We start from the raw sequence: 17476 nt of genomic DNA on the forward strand, positions 1-17476 counted from the left end.
CCGAATTACTCTTCCCAAATAAGTATGCAGCCTTTTTTCTTCCCTTTTAGCTCTTTTCATTTGACGAGCATGAGCATAACGAGCACGCATACACAAAGCCGTTTTGGCTAGCTTCTTATAGGTTTGTCGCAAAATGATTTTGTAATTATTGGCTATTTTTACAAGCGCCTGAATAGACTTAAAGTAAAGCTTTGCATCGGTAGGAAAAGCGATAGCTTTGGGCATCACCGTTGTATCGGCAATGACTTTTTTAAGGCTTTTTTTTTCACCGCGCCTGTCAAAACAGCTGCTACAATCGTTTCTTGTAAGACTTTACTAAGTCCAGCTTCACCCAATCTATCTCTCCATTTAATTAAAGAAGTAGGATGGATAGGCAGCTCATGCTTGAAGTGATCATATCCACAAAAGTATTGCCAATAAGGATTTTCTACCCATCGATGCACCACATTTTCATCAGAAATTCCATACATGTGTTGCAAGATAAAGAGACCTACAACTAGCCTTACAGGCTTAGCTGGCTGGCCTACATTTTCTACAAACAGCTTATCAAACTCTTCTTCCAGCTGCTTCCATTCAATCAACTTGGATAGCTGGACGAGAGGATGATTCTGGTTAAGTTCATTGCTAAAGCGGAATTTAAAAAGCAGGTCTTGTTGATTGTTTAGTTTATTTGGTTTCATAGTAAACTTTGCAAGAAATTAAGAGCTTTGTAATGATTTACTTGTAAGAAAAATATAGCATTTTTTGATAAAAAACTCTCCTAAAATATTATCTCAGGGCAAAAATACTTTAAATCATGTTGAACTAACTAGATAGGCATTTTCGGAGGTATGAGTAGGGGACCGGGCTTTTTATCACTTTAACGTGCAAACCTCTTTCTTGAGTAGCCATAAGCTAGTTAAAAAGCTTATAAAGCAAGGCTATATGAAGAAGTCCTTACTTATCCACCTGCTTTGCAGCCCTAGCACGTGTTATTTTATTCCCTTCTTAATTTTTAATCCTTATCTTTCCAATATAATACTCTTTAAAGAACCTACGTCTGCATAACCGAAAAAGACATTAACCTTTTTCCAAGCCGACTCTATCCGTAAAAACAAGCTTTTTATTAAGTATATGATTATATAAAGAGTTGCTCGAAAGCGTATAAGCACTCTTCTATGCTTTGAAAAATCTACCTAATTTTACCATGAAAGGGGAAAATGAAATCTTCATAAGCAGAATCTCTTCATGCACGGTCATATTTTTTTTTAACTTATAAAGGGATAAGGGGGTGCTTGAAAAGCCTAATGTTTCCACCGATAATATTATTTCTATAGCTTGGTAAGCCTCTTGGGCTTGGGCATAGTGCGGTAAAAGTTAAAAAAAATTCTACACGAAGCTGCCATCTATGAAATGTCTTAAACAGACTACTACAGGAACAAATAATTCAAGAACAAAGCTTTAATGCCTTTGCCTTACTTTTAAGCAGAAAAATTTTTAGTAAAGAAGAATAAGAATCTGAGTGAGAGGATTCGAACCTCCGACCCCTTGCACCCCATGCAAGTGCGCTAGCCAAGCTGCGCTACACTCAGATAAGAAATGATTAATTTGCAGTCATGCCTTCGAATTGCATTTCAGTTTTTTTGAAATCCCTGACTGCCATGCGAGCACAGTGTTCGATAATTTTTTCCAAAGGATCCGTAGGATCTACTTCAGCAGCACTTATATCTACAGAAATGGAAGCACTAAAGGAAGTACCGCCTCTCAATCCTTTTACTTTAAAGTTGGCAAAAATTCCATCTTTTTTCTTTGATATATTGATAAAACGAATTAAATTGTTTTCAGCTATATTCATCATATGTATCCTTTAAAAGGCCATATGATAAAGGCCTTCTTCCTTTATCGTCAATGTTTTTAAAAAGATGATAGAGGGCCGTGAAAACTTTTTAGCAAAAAGATTAGTGCTTAAGAGAAGCCTTACAAGCATAGAGAAAAGAAAATTTATAAATTTTATTAGTGACATTTGAAAAGGTTTGTTAATTTCTTTTAAATTAGGAGAAGATTATGACAGGATTTGAACTTGGATTGTCTTGGCAAAATGCTTTAAAAGACGAATTACAAAAGCCCTATTTACAAGAATTAGAAGCATTTGTAGAACGAGAAAGATTTCAAGGTTTTAATGTCTTTCCTCCCCGTGAATTAGTCTTTAATGCTTTTCGCATGACGCCATATGACTCGGTTAGAGTAGTTATAATGGGACAAGATCCCTATCATGGACCTCGCCAAGCGCATGGACTTTCTTTTAGCGTCCCTGAAGGCGTCCGTCCTCCCCCTTCTTTGCAAAATATTATTAAGGAACTTAATGCAGATGTCCAAATACCTATGCCTAAGCATGGGTGCTTAATCCATTGGGCCCAACAAGGTGTTTTATTATTGAATGCTACTCTCACTGTTCGGCAAGGGGAACCCTTGTCGCATCACGGAAAGGGCTGGGAACGTTTTACCGATGCGGTTATTGAACATTTAGTAGATGGCAGAGAAAATTTAATTTTTATCTTATGGGGAAAGTCGGCGCAAGAGAAATGCCGTCATATCATCGCTAGCCATGAGGAAAAAAAGCATCACATTTTAATGGCAGCTCATCCCTCGCCTTATGCAGCTCAACAAGGTTTCTTTGGATGCCGTCATTTTTCTAAAGTCAATGACATACTGCGTTCCAAAAAGCAAGAGCCTATTGATTGGGCTATACCATAAAATAATGGCATGTAAGTTGCTGAGTATTTCTTCTATAAAATCAAAAATTTTATAAAAATATCTAGAATGTTTTTGCTAACCCCTAAAGTTGCTAAATGCTTTATTATAAAAAACTAGAAAAAAATTTTTTTTATCTTGCGGTAAGAATTAATAAGTTTTGAAAAAATAGAAAAGCGTTATTTTTTAATAAAATTGCTGTAGAAGAGGTTTCTTAATAAAAGAGCTGTTTATTTAAAGTTTAATTGAAATAAAGATGTGTTATTTATTATAATATATTAAAAGGCTCTATCGCTTAGTAGTAAATTTTTCTGCTTCTTAATCTTTTAAAGTTAAGGTAAATTTATGATAATTGAGCAGGATTTAAAAAAGGTTTTTCAAAAGTTAGATCACGATCAGGTCTTACACATCCATTTAAATGAAAATGAGCTAGGAATAAAAGTTTTTGATGGAGCTTCGAAAATATTTTTAACTACTAGGATTTATAAGGGAGATAATTTTATTCCTAAAAGTGTAAGGAATGGGATTGCAAGAAAAGCTCCTTGTAGGCGTACCTCTATTAAAACTTTCCTCTCCATCAATGAAAATCAATATCGTGTGGATTTAAATTATTTAGGCTTATTACAACAAATGAATGCGCAGAATTTTGCAATTTTAATGGAAGACTTTGTATGCCTTGCCTGCGGATGGAGAGTTTATTTAGATGAACAGGACCAGAACGACTTAATACATGTGCGTGTATAGCTTCATGCTTTCTTCATCATTATAAAGAAAAATACATTTACCAAGGTAATACTTAAGATATGCGTATAAATTTTGATACCACTCATCTTGAACATTTTTTAAGCGATTCTTCTCAAAAATACGTGGTAAGTTTGAATGAAAACTCCCTGCGATTTGTTCCTTTAAAGCAAACATCCATTTTCCACAGAATAGCGGCATGGTTTGGATGTGGGCCTCTTAGCCTTAAAAATATAGCAAATTTCATCAGCCATCATAACAAGGAAATAAACCAAGAGTTAGCCCCTGAAACTCAGATACTTTTTTACAAAAAACTCATTGGAAAATGCTTGCATTACAATAATAGCTATATTCATTCATTCTCTCATGTTCAAAATTCTGTCTTAAGTGTTTTCAAAAAGCATGTGCCTATGTGTAGTGATGCCTTCTTTTCAAAAGAAACGACTTATCATTCACGTGAGGATGGATTAGATGGAAATGTGGATTTCAGCTACTCGAATAGAAGACTAGGCTTTGGATATGTGGTAGATGGCGCAGGGCATAATAATCCGTATATGCAACCTGTATTACAAGAGTTATTGCAAAATTTTACTCAGTCTTATGAGCAAGCTTTAGAGCCATGTACGTTCAAAACAATTGAATCGGCACAGCAATTCTTAACAGATCAACTTGGGCAATTGGCGCGGACCTTAACTTCGGATTCTCGGTCTATACATAAAAATTCCAGTACTTTTGAAGATCCCTCCTACCATCCCGCTATTAGTTTTGCTCAAACTATTAAAATTGGCTCAAGTTACTATTTACTCAGTATAGAGCTAGCAGACACGATGATTGTCATTAAAAAAGCAAATGGAACTTTTGATACCTCTTTAGCTACCTCTAGGCCTGATTTTGGCTTAGGAAGTGGCGCAATTAATGTGCACGCTACCCCCATTAGTCCGGGGGATACCATTATTGGCTTTTCCGATGGAATTGGTGAATATTTAACTTTAGAAGAATGCATGGAAATTATTTCAAGCAGCATGCCATCTAATCTATTAGAAAACTTTAAAGATAAAATTATTGATAAGGGTAAAGAATTCACAGAGAGAGTACCCGATACAAGTATGCGTCGTGAAGAGGACATACAATCAGCTAACCAATCCAAATATATTAAATACCATACTTTTGACGCAGCTAGCCCGCGTTATCATGATGATATTAGCCTATTTGCTCTGACAGTTTAAAAGCCTTTTATAGCTGTAGCAGATATTTAGTCCGATCTAGATTTAATCTAAAAAAATCCCTTAGTGTTCCCTATTTTAAATAGGGAAATTGTGAATTTTTTTAATGCTAGCTTAAAAAGCCAAAAGATTAAGAAATTTCGTTGAAGAGAGGCCTCGTTGCGTAAATAATCTAATAGTTCGCCTGTTTAAGACACAGCCTTATACTAGCTTATCATCTAAGTTAGTACTCACTGCCCTTTGGGCATTCTACGTTTTGTACTCTTGTTTATAGCTAAAGATTTAACATGTAATTCTGCTCGCTGATAGGCTAGCTTCCTAAAACGAAAATCTCCTCCAAAGCCTTTAAGACTCTTAGAGGACCATTTCTCTTCTTCACCGCGGACTTGTCCGTCTCTTGGCTTTAGTCTTCCTTCTCTTCTTGGAGGTACTAAAGGATCTATACCCTCAACATAAGATGATCGACAGAAAGCTGGCCTATCGCGTAAGCACCATCTCCATAAGCGTTTTTTGCGTTCTTTGGCAGCTTGGTGCACTTCTGGTTGGCCACTAAATCATCGGCTTTATTACTCCTTGCCCACTCACTTAAAAGTAATCTTATGCGACTCTTGGCAAATGCTTAAGTGAATCTTTCTCCAAGTCCTTCGCTTTGCTAGGTGGGCGTGCTTTCCACTCTCCTTTGCCATAAACCTTCCTTCCAGAGGACTCAAAGGCTATGTGTGTTGGACGCTTTAAGGCTTAATTTTTTAAGCTCCTGTCCAAGCTCTTTAGCACGCCTGCAGATGCGGGTATAACAAGGAATAGGTAGCCTTGAAGGCCAGTAGAGCAATCAACGACAAGGGAAATCCTTAGAATAGCCTAGGAGGGGCAAATGATAAACAGCTCTAATCATCAACACGCATAGGATAGCGCTAGCAGAGTAAATTCTTGGGCGCCCCTTCTTCCCTGTACTTTTATTTTCCCTTCATCCTTTAATGGCTTCATCTGAAAACCATAAAGATATGCTTCCTCTTTGTACTAAAGCTTTGTTATTGTCGAACCAATTACCTATGTGGTAGTTAAGCTTTTTTCCCCTAGCTTGCCTATAGTTTTGCTTTAACAAACTAAATTTTATAGCTCTTAAGCGTTAAAGAGCAATCTTGGCCGCATACGCTTTTTATTTTTTTACGTAACAACGCCGCTATTCACCTAGCTTTTTGACAGTCCCTTTTTTGAGACTTATTTAAAATTATCCTTTCTTTTAATTCCTTTTTTGCCATAAAACTAAATTTAAATATAAAAAAGCATTTTTTTTAAACAAGCTTTTTTGAGAAGAATATAAATGCAACTTGCTGATTGTATGAAAAAAAATCCTTCTCTTTCTATTAATCATACTCTTCCCTTTTCTTCAAAAAACTCACCTGTTAATTCAATCTCTTTTCCTACCCTTAGCTTAGGGTTACCGAGTTTGCATCCATTATCTGAGCAATTGGTACCACCTTTTAATACAGATAGCCTGCACTTGAATTGTACAGGCATGGGTATAATTGGAGAAGTGAATGAATTAGCGACTAGCGTGATAGGAGGTCACTCACAGCTTCTTAGCTTACAACAAGTGGCAGTAGAAAGCTTAGAGCGGAATATACATTTATCTCAACACATAGGTGATCGCCATTATGAAACAGGCTTTGCAAGGCGGGCACATTGGTTTACCGCCTAGAGCGAGTTTGCATAAGAAATTAGAAAAAAAGAAAGCGATTTAAGACATTACGTTGCAATCAAAAAATTGCAAAAAAAGAAAAATTGAAGTTTACGAAAAGAAAGCTGCCCTAGGAACAAAAAAATTAAACTGACCAAGCCGCGGGAGCAAACTTTGAAAAGCACTCGTTTTATCTACCTAAAAGCTCCTCTTGAAGGATTTCGAGGGACGAGATTTACTAAGAAAGGTTGAAAAAGCTTTGCTGCCTGCAGCAGAAAGAGAAATACATGCGCCTAGATAGAGCAAGCAATCTATTGCAGGAAGCCAAACAATGTTATGAGGATACTGTAGAAATGCTTTACACTTTTTATAGAAATCAGCCCTCTGACCTAGCGGAGGCCTTAAAAATTTATTAACTGTATCAGAAACTTTGAGCAGATCTACATATTTAAGAAATATTAAGTAGTATTACTTGAGGAAAAATTGGATTTTGTCTTGTGTAGCTAATTTATACGTTTTTAACATTAAATAACATCTGTTTTTAAAGGAGAATATTATGCAACCTACTAATAATGAACAATCGGGCGCAACTAGCAGTTCGATATCATCTAGCTCAGGGCCTCAACAATCTGCCAGCAGTTGGAATGCTCGTACCTGGAGTTCTTCGTCTTCTTTTCAGTCTCGTTCTTTTCAACCCACAAGCTTTCGTCCTACCTCTTATGCGTCCTCCTCTACATCTCTTAGCCCAGTGGTTTATGGACAATCGAATTCTCAAAGTATACTTCCTGCTTTAGACCCTTCGCGCCTTACACCTGTATTTCAAGAAACAGTCATTCAGGCTCCTTCTAGAGATAGTCAAAAATTAGTTAATCAATCCTTTAAAAAAGGAGCACTAAGTATTAAAGAAGATAGGGAAATGCTAGAAAAGATAAAAATTGTTTTATCTGAACAAACAACCCAAACAATAGCCTTACGCAAACAAATAGATGAAAGTGTAACTTCATTTTATGATGAATCGATGAAGATGAATAAGCTTTGTAGTTCTTTAGCTTTTGAAATCGCCAAAGCGTTGAAAGATGCCACTATAGCAAGCATAAGGACAGGTGAAGCACTACGAATGGATTATGATGAACGTAATCGATCCGTAGAATTTACAATACATTTGGCTACTCAAGTAGGACACCGCTACTATGAAACTGCTAAACAATTTATGGATCTACAAAGAATCAATACGGATGGCCGATTTAAAGATTATCAAGAGTGCATTGATTTAGTTTTCTATGCTAGAAAGCAAGAACTTGATTTACTTAAGTCACGCTTAGAAGTTTTAGCTCACCATGAAAACCATGAATTGCAAATTATGACGGCTTTGCATAATCAAAAGCTTAAAGAAGAATCTCAACTTTTTGACCAGCTAATGCAAGGCGCTAATTTCGTCTCCGAGCAAAATGAAAAAGAAATAAAATTTTCCATAGAAGAAAGAGAATTAGCTCAATCCCATGAGGTCGATTTAGTAAAATTAAGCTTAGAGAAAGAGCGGGTAGAGCTAGAAGGTAAAAAAGCAGAAAATGAAAAAGAAATAGAAGAACTTAAAGAAAAAAACAAGATGGAAGTAGAGAAGTATCTTGCTGAAAAACACGTAGAAATAGAGGGCAAACGTATTGACGCTGATACAAGATGCCGATTAACTGAGACAGCAGCTACAGTGACTACTACTACACTCAACGCTGTAGCTAGTATTGCTAAGCCAAAGTGTCTTTTAATGTAAATTCTTTACTTAAAGAAAGAGGTGGTAAATAGCCTCTTTTAGGATAATAAAAACCTTAGAAACTTAAGATTTATAAAAAAATTTTAAAATCAAATAAGGAAGAGAGATTAAATGTAATAATTTGATCTCTCTTTTTAAGGAGAATATGCAATGCAACCTATTGAGTCTGTAGATAAAAAAACCTCTTTTTCTATTAATCCCTCCTCAGGCTTTTCTTCTTTAGAAAGCTCACCAGTTAATTCAATCTCTTTCCCGACCCTTAGCTTAGAGTCACAGATTTTACATCCCCTATCTGAGCAATTGATAACCCCTTTTATCACAGACAGCTTGCACTTGAATCGTGCAGGCATGGATATAATTGAAGAAGTAAATGAAGTAGCGGCTAGTGTAATAAGAGGCCATCCCCGGCTTTCTAGCTTACAACAAGTGGCAGCAGATAGCGTAGGGTGGAATGTATATTTATCTCAACAAATAGGTAATCGCCATTATGAAACAGCTATGCAAGGCAGAGATTTGATTGCCGCTCATGCACCGCTAGCGCAAAAAATTAGAAAAGGCGAAAACGATTTAAAACATCAGGCTGAAACTCAAAAATTGCAAGTAGAAAAAATAGCGGCAGAACTTGAGCACGAAACAAGAAAAAATGAAGCTAATTTAGAGCACTATAAAAGAAAAAATGAAAGCGATTTAAAGCATCAGGATGAAATCCAAAAATTGCAAGTAAAAAAAATAGCCTTAGAAGTTGCGCAAGATGAGATTGAATTAGAAAGAAAAAAAATTAAATTAGCGCAATTGCAAAGAAATGTTTTAAAAACCAGGTGCTTAGTCTATTTAAAAACTGCCTTGGAAGGATTTGCTGGACGCCTAGATTTGATAGATAAGCTTAAAGACGCTTTGTTGCCTGTAGCAGAAAGAGAAGTGCATGCACCTACCATATGGCGAGCACTATATGGGCTTGCTGGCATGGGTAAGAGTGAGCTAGCCTGCTACTTTGCTAATGAGCATAAAGACCTTTATTCTCTTGTTTGGTGGATAAATAGCGAAACGGCAGACAGCCGTGCTCATGCCTATCGATCGCTAGCTATTGTACTAAAGATAGATATAGATGCAAAAGCTACCATACTGGAGATGGAAGAAAGTCTTTTCTTTTGGTTAGAAAATCATTTTTTTGAAAAGCCTTGGCTGCTAATCTTTGATAACGTAAAAGAGAAATTTTCCCTTCCGCAGCGGGGAGGCTTTGTTTTAATGACAGCTAGAAGAAAAGATATAGCTCCTTCTCATAAAGGATGTCTAGAGGTTTTGCCCTTTACCCAATATGAAGCTATAAAGTTTCTAAAAGGACAAATAGAAGAAGAAGAAGATCAATTGCAACTCTTAATTGATCGGCTACTTGGCTATCCTTTAGCTCTAAGTAAAGCCGCCGCTTACATTGTAGAAGAGCAAATGCGCCTACAAGACTATCTGCGAGAATTAAATCAAGAAGACCAAGAAGGCTATATACGCTATCCTTTTTTTATAGAAAAAGTATGGCGTTTGACTTTTCAAAAGCTAAATACTCAGGATCCTTTCGCTTTGAAATGGCTCCAGGTGTGTAGTTACTTAAATCCTGAAGGTATTCCTCTTAATTGGATGCAGACATGGCTTCAAAAGGAAGCCGAAATAAGTGGACGGCAAGAGCATAGAGCTGCTCGAGCATTGCTTAAAGTCTTAGAAAATTATGCTTTAATTCGTTTTGATGCTACTTCTAAGCTGCTTAGTCTGCACCGTCTAGTGCAAGAGGCCATACGTTCGGCGGCCTTCTTTCAGAATGAAGAGGCAGAAGTAAAAGGAGAAGAGACGAATTTTGTCCATCAAGCTTACCAGCTTCTTTTAGAAAAAGGTAATGAGATAGAAATAGGCACGCCGGAAATATGGGAGTTGGCTCTTAACTGGTTAGACCACGCTGAGTATATGCTTCAACATTTTGCCGAAGTACTCACTCAAGGAGCTCAAGGCCAGCTATGGAGTCAAATAGGACATGCTAAAAGGATAATCGTAGATTATCAAGGAGCTTTAGCCGCCCACCAAAAAGCTCTGCATTGCTTTCAAGCTGAATATGAGGGTAAGTCTCATCCGGATATAGCTTGTTCTCTACATAGTTTAGGGCAAGTATTACGCTGGCTAGGACGACTTAAGGAGGCTAAGGAACATTATAAGCAAACTTTACACATGCTCCGCGACTTGTATGGTACTCAATCTCATCCGCATGTGGCTATTTCCCTAAACAATTTAGGGATTACGTTACAAGCTCTAGGATCCCTTAAGAAAGCTAAGAACTATTATGAGCAATCTCAACAGATGCATCTTGTCCTTGGGGGCGATAATTCTAATTTTGAGGTAGGTGCTTCCTTACATAACTTAGGAGTAGTATTGCAAGAGATGGGGCAGCTAGAGCAAGCTAAGCAACATTATAATCAAGCCTTACAAATTTACGATGAACTTTATGGTACACAGCCTCATCCCAATGTGGCTATCTCTTTAAACAATTTAGGAACCGTTTTATCTACACTTCAGCAATTTGAAGAAGCGAAGCAGGCATTTCGAAAAGGAATGGAGATACAAGAAGCTTTATATGGCAAGCGTCCTCATCCTTCTCAAGCAGATTCTTTAAACAATTTAGGTCTCTTGCTGGCAGAAATAGGAGAAGTAAACGAAGCAGAGGAGAATTTTAGAAAAGCTTTAGAAATGCAACGCAGTTTCTATAAAGATGAAAATCATCCTTCTATTGCTCTCCTCTTATTTAACCTAGGAGATGTTTTAATAAAACAAGGAAAATTTACTCTTGCTCTTCCTTACCTGGAAGAAAATCTAAAGATAAGACGTCATTTGCATGGGAACAAAGCGTGTCCAAAGTTAGCTTCTGCATTAGCTTCTTTAGGAACAGTCTTAATTAGCCTACAACAAGGAAATCAAGCTAAAGCCTGTATTAAAGAAGCGCTAGAGATGCAATATGCTATCGACGGCGATCAGCCTAGCAACGCTTTAGCTGCTGTCTTAACTAATATGGGTGCTGTTATGCGCTCATTGAAAGAACGCGAAGCAGCAAAACCCTATTTTGAAAAAGCTTTGCAAATTTATCGTTTAAACTGCGCTATTTTGCCATCATTTGAGCTTGCTAATGCGTGTTACAATTTAGGAATAATATTAGAAGATTTGAAAGAGGTTGAAGCTGCTGAGCAACATTATAGAGAATCTTTAAAAATAAGACGTAGCCTTTATAACTTGAAGCCCCATCCTGATGTAGCCGCTTCTTTAAGAGCAGTGGGAGGAGCTTTAAAAGATTTAAGGCAATTTGAACAAGCTAAACAGCACTTTCAAGAAGAATTAGAAATACAACGTGCTCTGCATCCTACCCAAAGTCACGAAGGTGTAGCTAATTCTTTATTTAATTTAAGCATTTTATTCGTTGATCTGAAGAAATACGATTTAGCCAAGAAACATATGGAAGAAGCTTTAACTATTTACCAGCAATTGCATGCAATAGAGGAAAAAGAGGATGCACAAAAAATGTTGAAACATATAAATTTGAGGATAATCACGATAAAAGCAAGTAAGGAAAGAGAATTAAATAAGCTAAAGAAACAGAGTAAAAATAAAAAAGAAATCTGCCTGCTTATGTAAAAATGATTGTTTTAAGGAAGGGGCAGCTACTTTATCTAATAGGCTGTATTTAATTACCTTGTTGCTTTCTTTTAATTTTAATAATATAAGTGTGTTCAGTTACTTATAATTTAAGCTCGTTATTGAGGAATATTCAGTGGAAATAAATAAGTTATCTCAAGCTTGCAGTTATATAGATAAGGTGGCTGATTACATACCCATCGTCAGTACAGTAACTAACCTATTTGATATTTTTCAAAAACAGGTCATTTTAAGCTCTAAACAAAAAGAAAATATAAACAAAAGTTCCTATTATCGACATCTTAGCCAGAAAAGCTTTAAACGGTGTATCATCTTGCTAATCCCTATTCTAGGAAATATAGTTGTAGGTATTTGGGACTTTACCCATCAAAAATGCTACCCTAACTCCCCGCCGCCGGCACATCCTGGATCTCCACAACTTAGCTTTCCTTCCAGTAATACAGCCGCTATGCTTACCGCTGTCCAGCAAAACGGTTGGACCCCTGAGCCTGCGAAGCTTAACCTAGAAAAAGAGAAAAATAAGGAAGCTGTTGCTGTTCAAAAGGAATCGTGGTATTTGGGGGGGTGGCCCTCAGACCCACAATTAAATAAGGAAAAGAGAAATCGGCTTGCTGCCGTTAGACAAGATGGCTTGGCACTTAAGTACACAAGCATATACCTACAAAAAGATAAAAAAGTAGTGCTTGCTGCCGTTAAGCAAAATGGTATGTCACTTGAGTACGCAAGCGAAGGTCTAAAAAAAGATAAAAAAGTGGTGCTTGCTGCCGTTAAGCAAAATGGTATGTCACTTGAGTACGCAAGCCAGGAGTTAAAAGAAGATAAAGAAGTAGTGCTTGCTGCCGTTAAGCAAAATGGTATGTCACTTGAATACGCAAGCCAGGAGTTAAAAGAAGATAAAGAAGTAGTGCTTGTTGCCCTTAAGCAAAATGGTAGGTCACTTGAATACGCTAGCCAGGGGTTAAAAGAAGATAAAGAAGTAGTGCTTGTTGCCCTTAAGCAAAATGGTAGGTCACTTGAGTACGCAAGCCAGGATTTAAAAGAAGATAAAGATGCAGTGCTTGTTGCCCTTAAGCAAAATGGCTGGGCACTTGACTACGCTAGCCAGGCATTAAAAGAAGATAAAGAGGTAGTGTTTGCTGCCCTTAAGCAAAATGGCAGGGTATTGCAGTATACGGAGGAAGCTTTTAAAAATGATAAAGAGATTGTACTTGTTGCCGTTAAGCAAAATTATTGGGCACTTCAGTTCGCAAGCGAGGAGTTAAAAGAAGATAAAGATGTGGTGCTTGCTGCCGTTAAGAAAGATGGCTTGGCACTTGAGTACGCAAGCCAGAAGTTAAAAGAAGATAAAGAAGTGGTGCTTGCTGCCATTAAGCAAGATAGCCGATCGCTTGAGTACATAAGCCAGAAACTAAAAAAAGATAAAGAAGTGGTGCTTACTGCTGTTAAGCAAAATAGCCGGCTACTTCGTTACGCAAGCGAGGAATTAAAAGAAGATAAAGATGTGGTGCTTGCTGCCGTTAAGAAAGATGGCTTGGCACTTGAGTACGCAAGCCAGAAGTTAAAAGAAGATAAAGAAGTGGTGCTTGCTGCCATTAAGCAAGATAGCCGATCGCTTGAGTACATAAGCCAGAAACTAAAAAAAGATAAAGAAGTGGTGCTTACTGCTGTTAAGCAAAATAGCCGGCTACTTCGTTACGCAAGCGAGGAATTAAAAGAAGATAAAGATGTGGTGCTTGCTGCCGTTAAGAAAGATGGCTTGGCACTTGAGTACGCAAGCCAGAAGTTAAAAGAAGATAAAGAAGTGGTGCTTACTGCTGTTAGGCGAAACGGCTTGGCACTAGCGTACGCAAGCGAGGAGTTAAAAAAAGATAAAGAAGTGATGCTTGCTGCCATTATTAAGCAAAATAACCTAGCCCAAGATAGCCTAATCTTTGAGCATGCGCATGAAGGTCTTAAAAATGATAAAAAGTTTGTGCTTGCTGTCGTTCAGCAAAATGGCTGTGCACTAGCGTACGCAAGCGAGGAGTTAAAAGAAGATAAAGAAGTGGTACTTACTGCCGTTCAGCAAAATGGCTTGGCACTTGAGTACGCAAGCCAGAAGTTAAAAGAAGATAAAGATGTGGTGCTTACTGCCGTCCAGCAAGATGGCTTGGCACTCCGGTTTGCAAGCGAGGAGTTAGAAGAAGATAAAGAAGTTGTGCTTGCTGCCGTCCAGCAAGATGGCTTAGCACTTGAGTATGCAAGCGAGGGGCTAAAAGAAGATAAAGAAGTGGTGCTTACTGCTGTTAGGCGAAACGGCTTGGCACTAGCGTACGCAAGCGAGGAGTTAAAAAAAGATAAGGAAGTGGTGCTTGCTGCCGTTCAGCAAAATGGCTTGGCACTTAAGCACGCAAGCCATCTATTAAAGAAAGATAAAGAAGTGGTGCTTGCTGCCGTTCAACAAGATGGACTGGCACTTGAGCATGCAAGCGAGGAGTTAAAAAAGGATAAAGAAGTGGTGCTTGCTGCCATTATTAAGCAAGATAACCTAATCCAAGGTAGCCTAATCCAAGGTAGCCTAATCTTTGAGTATGCGCATAAAGGACTTGGAAACGATAAAAGTTTTATGCTTGCTGTCGTTCAGCAACGTGGTAGGGCACTTGTATACGCAAGCCAAAAGTTAAAAGAAGATAAAGAAGTGGTGCTTGCTGCCGTTAAGCAAAATGGTAGGGCACTTCATTTTGCAAGCGAGGAGTTAAAAGAAGATAAAGAAGTGGTGCTTGCTGCCGTTAAGCAAAATGGTAGGGCTCTTCATTTTGCAAGCGAGGAGTTAAAAGAAGATAAAGAAGTGGTACTTGCTGCCGTTAAGCAAGATAGCATGGCACTTGAGCATGCAAGCGAGGAGTTAAAAGAAGATAAAGAAGTAATGCTTGCTGCAGTTCAGCAAAATGGTAGGTTACTTGAGTATGCAAGTGAGGAGTTAAGAGAGGATAAAGAAATGGTGTTCGCTGCCGTCCAGCAAGATGGCTTGGCACTTGAGTATGCAAGCGAGGATCTAAAAGAAGATAAAGAAGTGGTGCTTGCTGCCGTTAAGCGAACTGGCAAGTCACTTGAGTATGCAAGTGAGGAGTTAAAAGAGGATAAAGAAGTGGTGCTTGCAGCCATTCAGCAACATGGTTGGGCACTTGGGCACGCCAGCCAGGCATTTAAAAATGATAAGAAGATCGTGCTTACTGCTGTTAAGCGGAACGGCTTCGCACTTGAGTATGCAAGCGAGAAGTTAAAAGAGGATAAAGAAGTGGTGCTTGCTGCCGTTCAGCAAGATGGCAGGGTATTGGAGTTGGTGCAGGGAGCTCTTAAAAATGATAGGGAGATTGTGCTTGCCGCTGTCAAGCAAAATGGCTTAGCCTTTTATCACGCAAGCGAGGAGCTAAAAGAAGATAAAGAATTTATGTTGGCTGTTGTTAAGCAAGATGGTATGGTATTGGAGTTGACGCAGGAAGTACTTAAGAATGATAAGGAGATTGTGCTTGCTGCTGTTCAGCAAAATGGCTGGGCACTTAATTACGTAGGCCAGGAATTAAAACAAGATAAAGAAATCGTGCTTGCTGCTGTTCAGCAAGATGGCTTGGCACTTGGGTACGCAAGCCAGGAGTTAAAAGAAGATAAAGAAGTGGTGCTTGCTGCTGTTCATCAAGATGGCAGGTCAATTAAGTATGCAAGTAAGGAGTTAAAAGAGGATAAAGAAGTGGTGCTTGCTGCCGTTCAGCAAGATGGCTTGGCATTCGGGCATGCCAGCGAAGAGCTAAGGAGAAACAAAGAATTTGTACTGGCTGCAGTTAAGCAAAATGGCTTAGCCTTTTACTACGCCAGCCAGGAATTAAAAGAAGATAAAGAACTGGTACTTGCTGCCGTTCAGCGAGATGGCAGAGTACTGGAGTTGACGCAGGAAGTACTTAAGAATGATAAGGAGATTGTGCTTGCTGCTGTTCAGCAAAATGGCTGGGCACTTAAGTACGCAGGCCACGAATTAAAACAAGATAAAGAAGTGGTGCTTGCTGCTGTCCAGCAAGATGGCTTGGCACTTAAGTACGCAAGCCAGGAATTAAAACAAGACAAAGAAATCGTGCTTGCTGCTGTCCAGCAAGATGGCAGAGTATTGGAGTTAGAGCAGGAAACACTTAAGAATGATAAAGAGATTGTGCTTGCTGCTGTTAAGCAGAATGGCTGGGTACTTCAGTTTGCAAGCCAGGAATTAAAGAAAGATAAAGAAGTCGTGCTTGCTGCCGTTAAGCAAAGAGGCGCAGCACTTCAGTATGCCAGCGAAGAGCTTAAGAATGATAGAGAGATTGTATTAGCCGCTGTGCAAGAAGATTACTGGGCTTTTTCTTTCGCTCATGTGGGATTACAAGACAATCAGGAGATTGTGCGTGCTAGTATTAAGCAATATATCTTGCAACTTGGGATCGCTATCTTCAACTCCATTCAGGATAATAATTTGGAGAAAGCTGAGGTTCTGCGAAATGAATTAGCATTAAGGGTAGCTATCCTAAATCAGCAAGATGGTAAGCCAATCACAGTGTTGTTTAGCTAAATCACATAATATGCCATAGATACTACCTGCTCTGACAAGCAGGAGTTACCTGGCAGATACTATTTCTGTCAGGTGTAACTTATCTTAATATCTTTTCGTGTGCAAGACGCTTGGCATCTAAGAATGTTTGTAAAGGCGTCATGCCAAAACAATACTTTCCTATAGGTGTTCTTTTATTAGACCTCTTTCGAAACTGGAATAAAATGTAAATTTTAGTAAAATGGTGACTCAACATTTAAAGGAGGCACCATGAAATTTGATAAGATAGAGAAATTAGATGATGAACGGTTTCGCAGATTGACAGGGGTAAAGCGTAGTACTTTTGATAAGATGGTGCAAATTTTACAGGAAGCCGATACGGCCAAGAAGATTAAAGGCGGGCGTAAATATAAACTATGTTTAGAAGATATGCTGTTAATGGCCTTGGAATATATGCGCGAATATAGGACCTATTTCCATATTAGCCAAAGCTATGGAATTAGTGAAAGCTCAGCTTATAAAGCGGTGAAATGGATTGAAGATACGTTAATCAAGCATCCAAATTTTGCTTTACCGGGGCGTAAAGAGCTTTTGAAAAGCGATACAGAATATGAGGTTATTTTGGTTGATGCTACAGAAACGCCTATTGAGCGCCCTAAAAAAAACAAAAGCGCTATTATTTAGGGAAAAAGAAAAAACATACCCTAAAGACTTAAGTAGTAGTCGATAAGAAGAGTAAAAAAGTAATATATACCTTACATGGCAATGGCAAAAAGCATGATTTTAGGCTATTCAAAGAATCCCAAGTTAAAATCAATCCACAAATAAGAGTGTTAACCGATTCAGGGTATCAAGGATTAACAAAGCTGCATGCCCAAACCCAAATGCCTAAGAAAAAAAGTAAGAAGAAGCCTTTAACTCAAGAGAATAAAAGAACAACCCAAAGTTTATCCAGAGAAAGAGTTGCCAATGAAAACATGATTGGCCTCCTTAAGCGATTTAAATGTAATAGATAGGACTTAATCTGACATTTGTGATAAAAATAAAGGAAACTCAATTTAAAAGCCGCGAAGCTTGAAGCCCTGTCGCTCATTAAAATTGGC

General features: G+C 38.2%; 11 protein-coding genes, 1 tRNA gene and 2 pseudogenes. 9 read left to right on the forward strand and 5 right to left on the reverse strand.

Annotated elements, in window-relative coordinates:
* The 4 genes and pseudogenes from NEOC65_RS00020 to NEOC65_RS00035 all read right to left on the reverse strand — a co-directional run.
* Window positions 1-225, reverse strand: a pseudogene (locus NEOC65_RS00020) (IS5/IS1182 family transposase); the annotation flags it as partial.
* Window positions 225-680, reverse strand: a complete 456-nt coding sequence (locus NEOC65_RS00025; protein ID WP_213155312.1) for a transposase — start codon at window positions 678-680, stop codon at window positions 225-227. The gene NEOC65_RS00025 and the pseudogene NEOC65_RS00020, both read right to left, overlap by 1 nt.
* Window positions 681-1496: 816 nt before the next feature.
* Window positions 1497-1571: transfer RNA gene (locus NEOC65_RS00030), tRNA-Pro, on the reverse strand.
* Window positions 1572-1582: 11 nt separating this feature from the next.
* A complete protein-coding gene (locus tag NEOC65_RS00035; protein WP_039386540.1) occupies window positions 1583-1837 on the reverse strand; it encodes a hypothetical protein in 255 nt (84 codons plus the stop codon).
* A 206-nt stretch (window positions 1838-2043) separates the two neighbouring features.
* On the opposite strand from NEOC65_RS00035, the gene ung reads away from it, so the two are divergent.
* The 3 genes from ung (at window position 2044) to NEOC65_RS00050 (ending at window position 4697) form a co-directional block, all read left to right on the forward strand.
* On the forward strand, window positions 2044-2733 hold the full coding sequence (ung, locus tag NEOC65_RS00040) for a uracil-DNA glycosylase (RefSeq protein WP_166154424.1): 690 nt from the start codon (window positions 2044-2046) through the stop codon (window positions 2731-2733).
* Between the two features lie 342 nt (window positions 2734-3075).
* On the forward strand, window positions 3076-3474 hold the full coding sequence (locus NEOC65_RS00045) for a hypothetical protein (RefSeq protein ID WP_166154426.1): 399 nt from the start codon (window positions 3076-3078) through the stop codon (window positions 3472-3474).
* A gap of 59 nt (window positions 3475-3533) precedes the next feature.
* On the forward strand, window positions 3534-4697 hold the full coding sequence (locus tag NEOC65_RS00050) for a hypothetical protein (RefSeq protein WP_166154428.1): 1164 nt from the start codon (window positions 3534-3536) through the stop codon (window positions 4695-4697).
* A 227-nt stretch (window positions 4698-4924) separates the two neighbouring features.
* Here the strand turns inward: NEOC65_RS00050 and NEOC65_RS00055 are convergent, their stop codons facing one another.
* Window positions 4925-5230: a hypothetical protein gene (locus NEOC65_RS00055; RefSeq protein ID WP_166154430.1), complete on the reverse strand. Its 306-nt coding sequence runs from the start codon at window positions 5228-5230 to the stop codon at window positions 4925-4927.
* Between the two features lie 785 nt (window positions 5231-6015).
* Here NEOC65_RS00055 and NEOC65_RS00060 point away from each other — a divergent pair.
* The 6 genes and pseudogenes from NEOC65_RS00060 to NEOC65_RS09495 all read left to right on the forward strand — a co-directional run.
* The gene (locus NEOC65_RS00060; RefSeq protein WP_213155313.1) at window positions 6016-6393 is read left to right on the forward strand and encodes a hypothetical protein; all 378 of its coding nucleotides are present in this window, start codon (window positions 6016-6018) and stop codon (window positions 6391-6393) included.
* A gap of 266 nt (window positions 6394-6659) precedes the next feature.
* Entirely contained in the window at window positions 6660-6788 is a 129-nt protein-coding gene (locus tag NEOC65_RS09665; RefSeq protein WP_278248287.1) for a hypothetical protein, read from the forward strand.
* Between the two features lie 140 nt (window positions 6789-6928).
* The gene (locus NEOC65_RS00065; RefSeq protein ID WP_166154434.1) at window positions 6929-8140 is read left to right on the forward strand and encodes a hypothetical protein; all 1212 of its coding nucleotides are present in this window, start codon (window positions 6929-6931) and stop codon (window positions 8138-8140) included.
* Window positions 8141-8290: 150 nt separating this feature from the next.
* On the forward strand, window positions 8291-11800 hold the full coding sequence (locus tag NEOC65_RS00070; RefSeq protein WP_213155314.1) for a tetratricopeptide repeat protein: 3510 nt from the start codon (window positions 8291-8293) through the stop codon (window positions 11798-11800).
* 136 nt (window positions 11801-11936) lie between these two features.
* Window positions 11937-16394: a DUF4116 domain-containing protein gene (locus NEOC65_RS00075; protein WP_213155315.1), complete on the forward strand. Its 4458-nt coding sequence runs from the start codon at window positions 11937-11939 to the stop codon at window positions 16392-16394.
* Window positions 16395-16643: 249 nt separating this feature from the next.
* Window positions 16644-17377 (forward strand): annotated as a pseudogene (locus NEOC65_RS09495) (IS5 family transposase); the annotation flags it as partial.
* Window positions 17378-17476: the final 99 nt, after the last annotated feature.

This window comes from Neochlamydia sp. AcF65, from assembly GCF_018342435.1.
Taxonomy (GTDB): Bacteria; Chlamydiota; Chlamydiia; order Chlamydiales; family Parachlamydiaceae; genus Neochlamydia.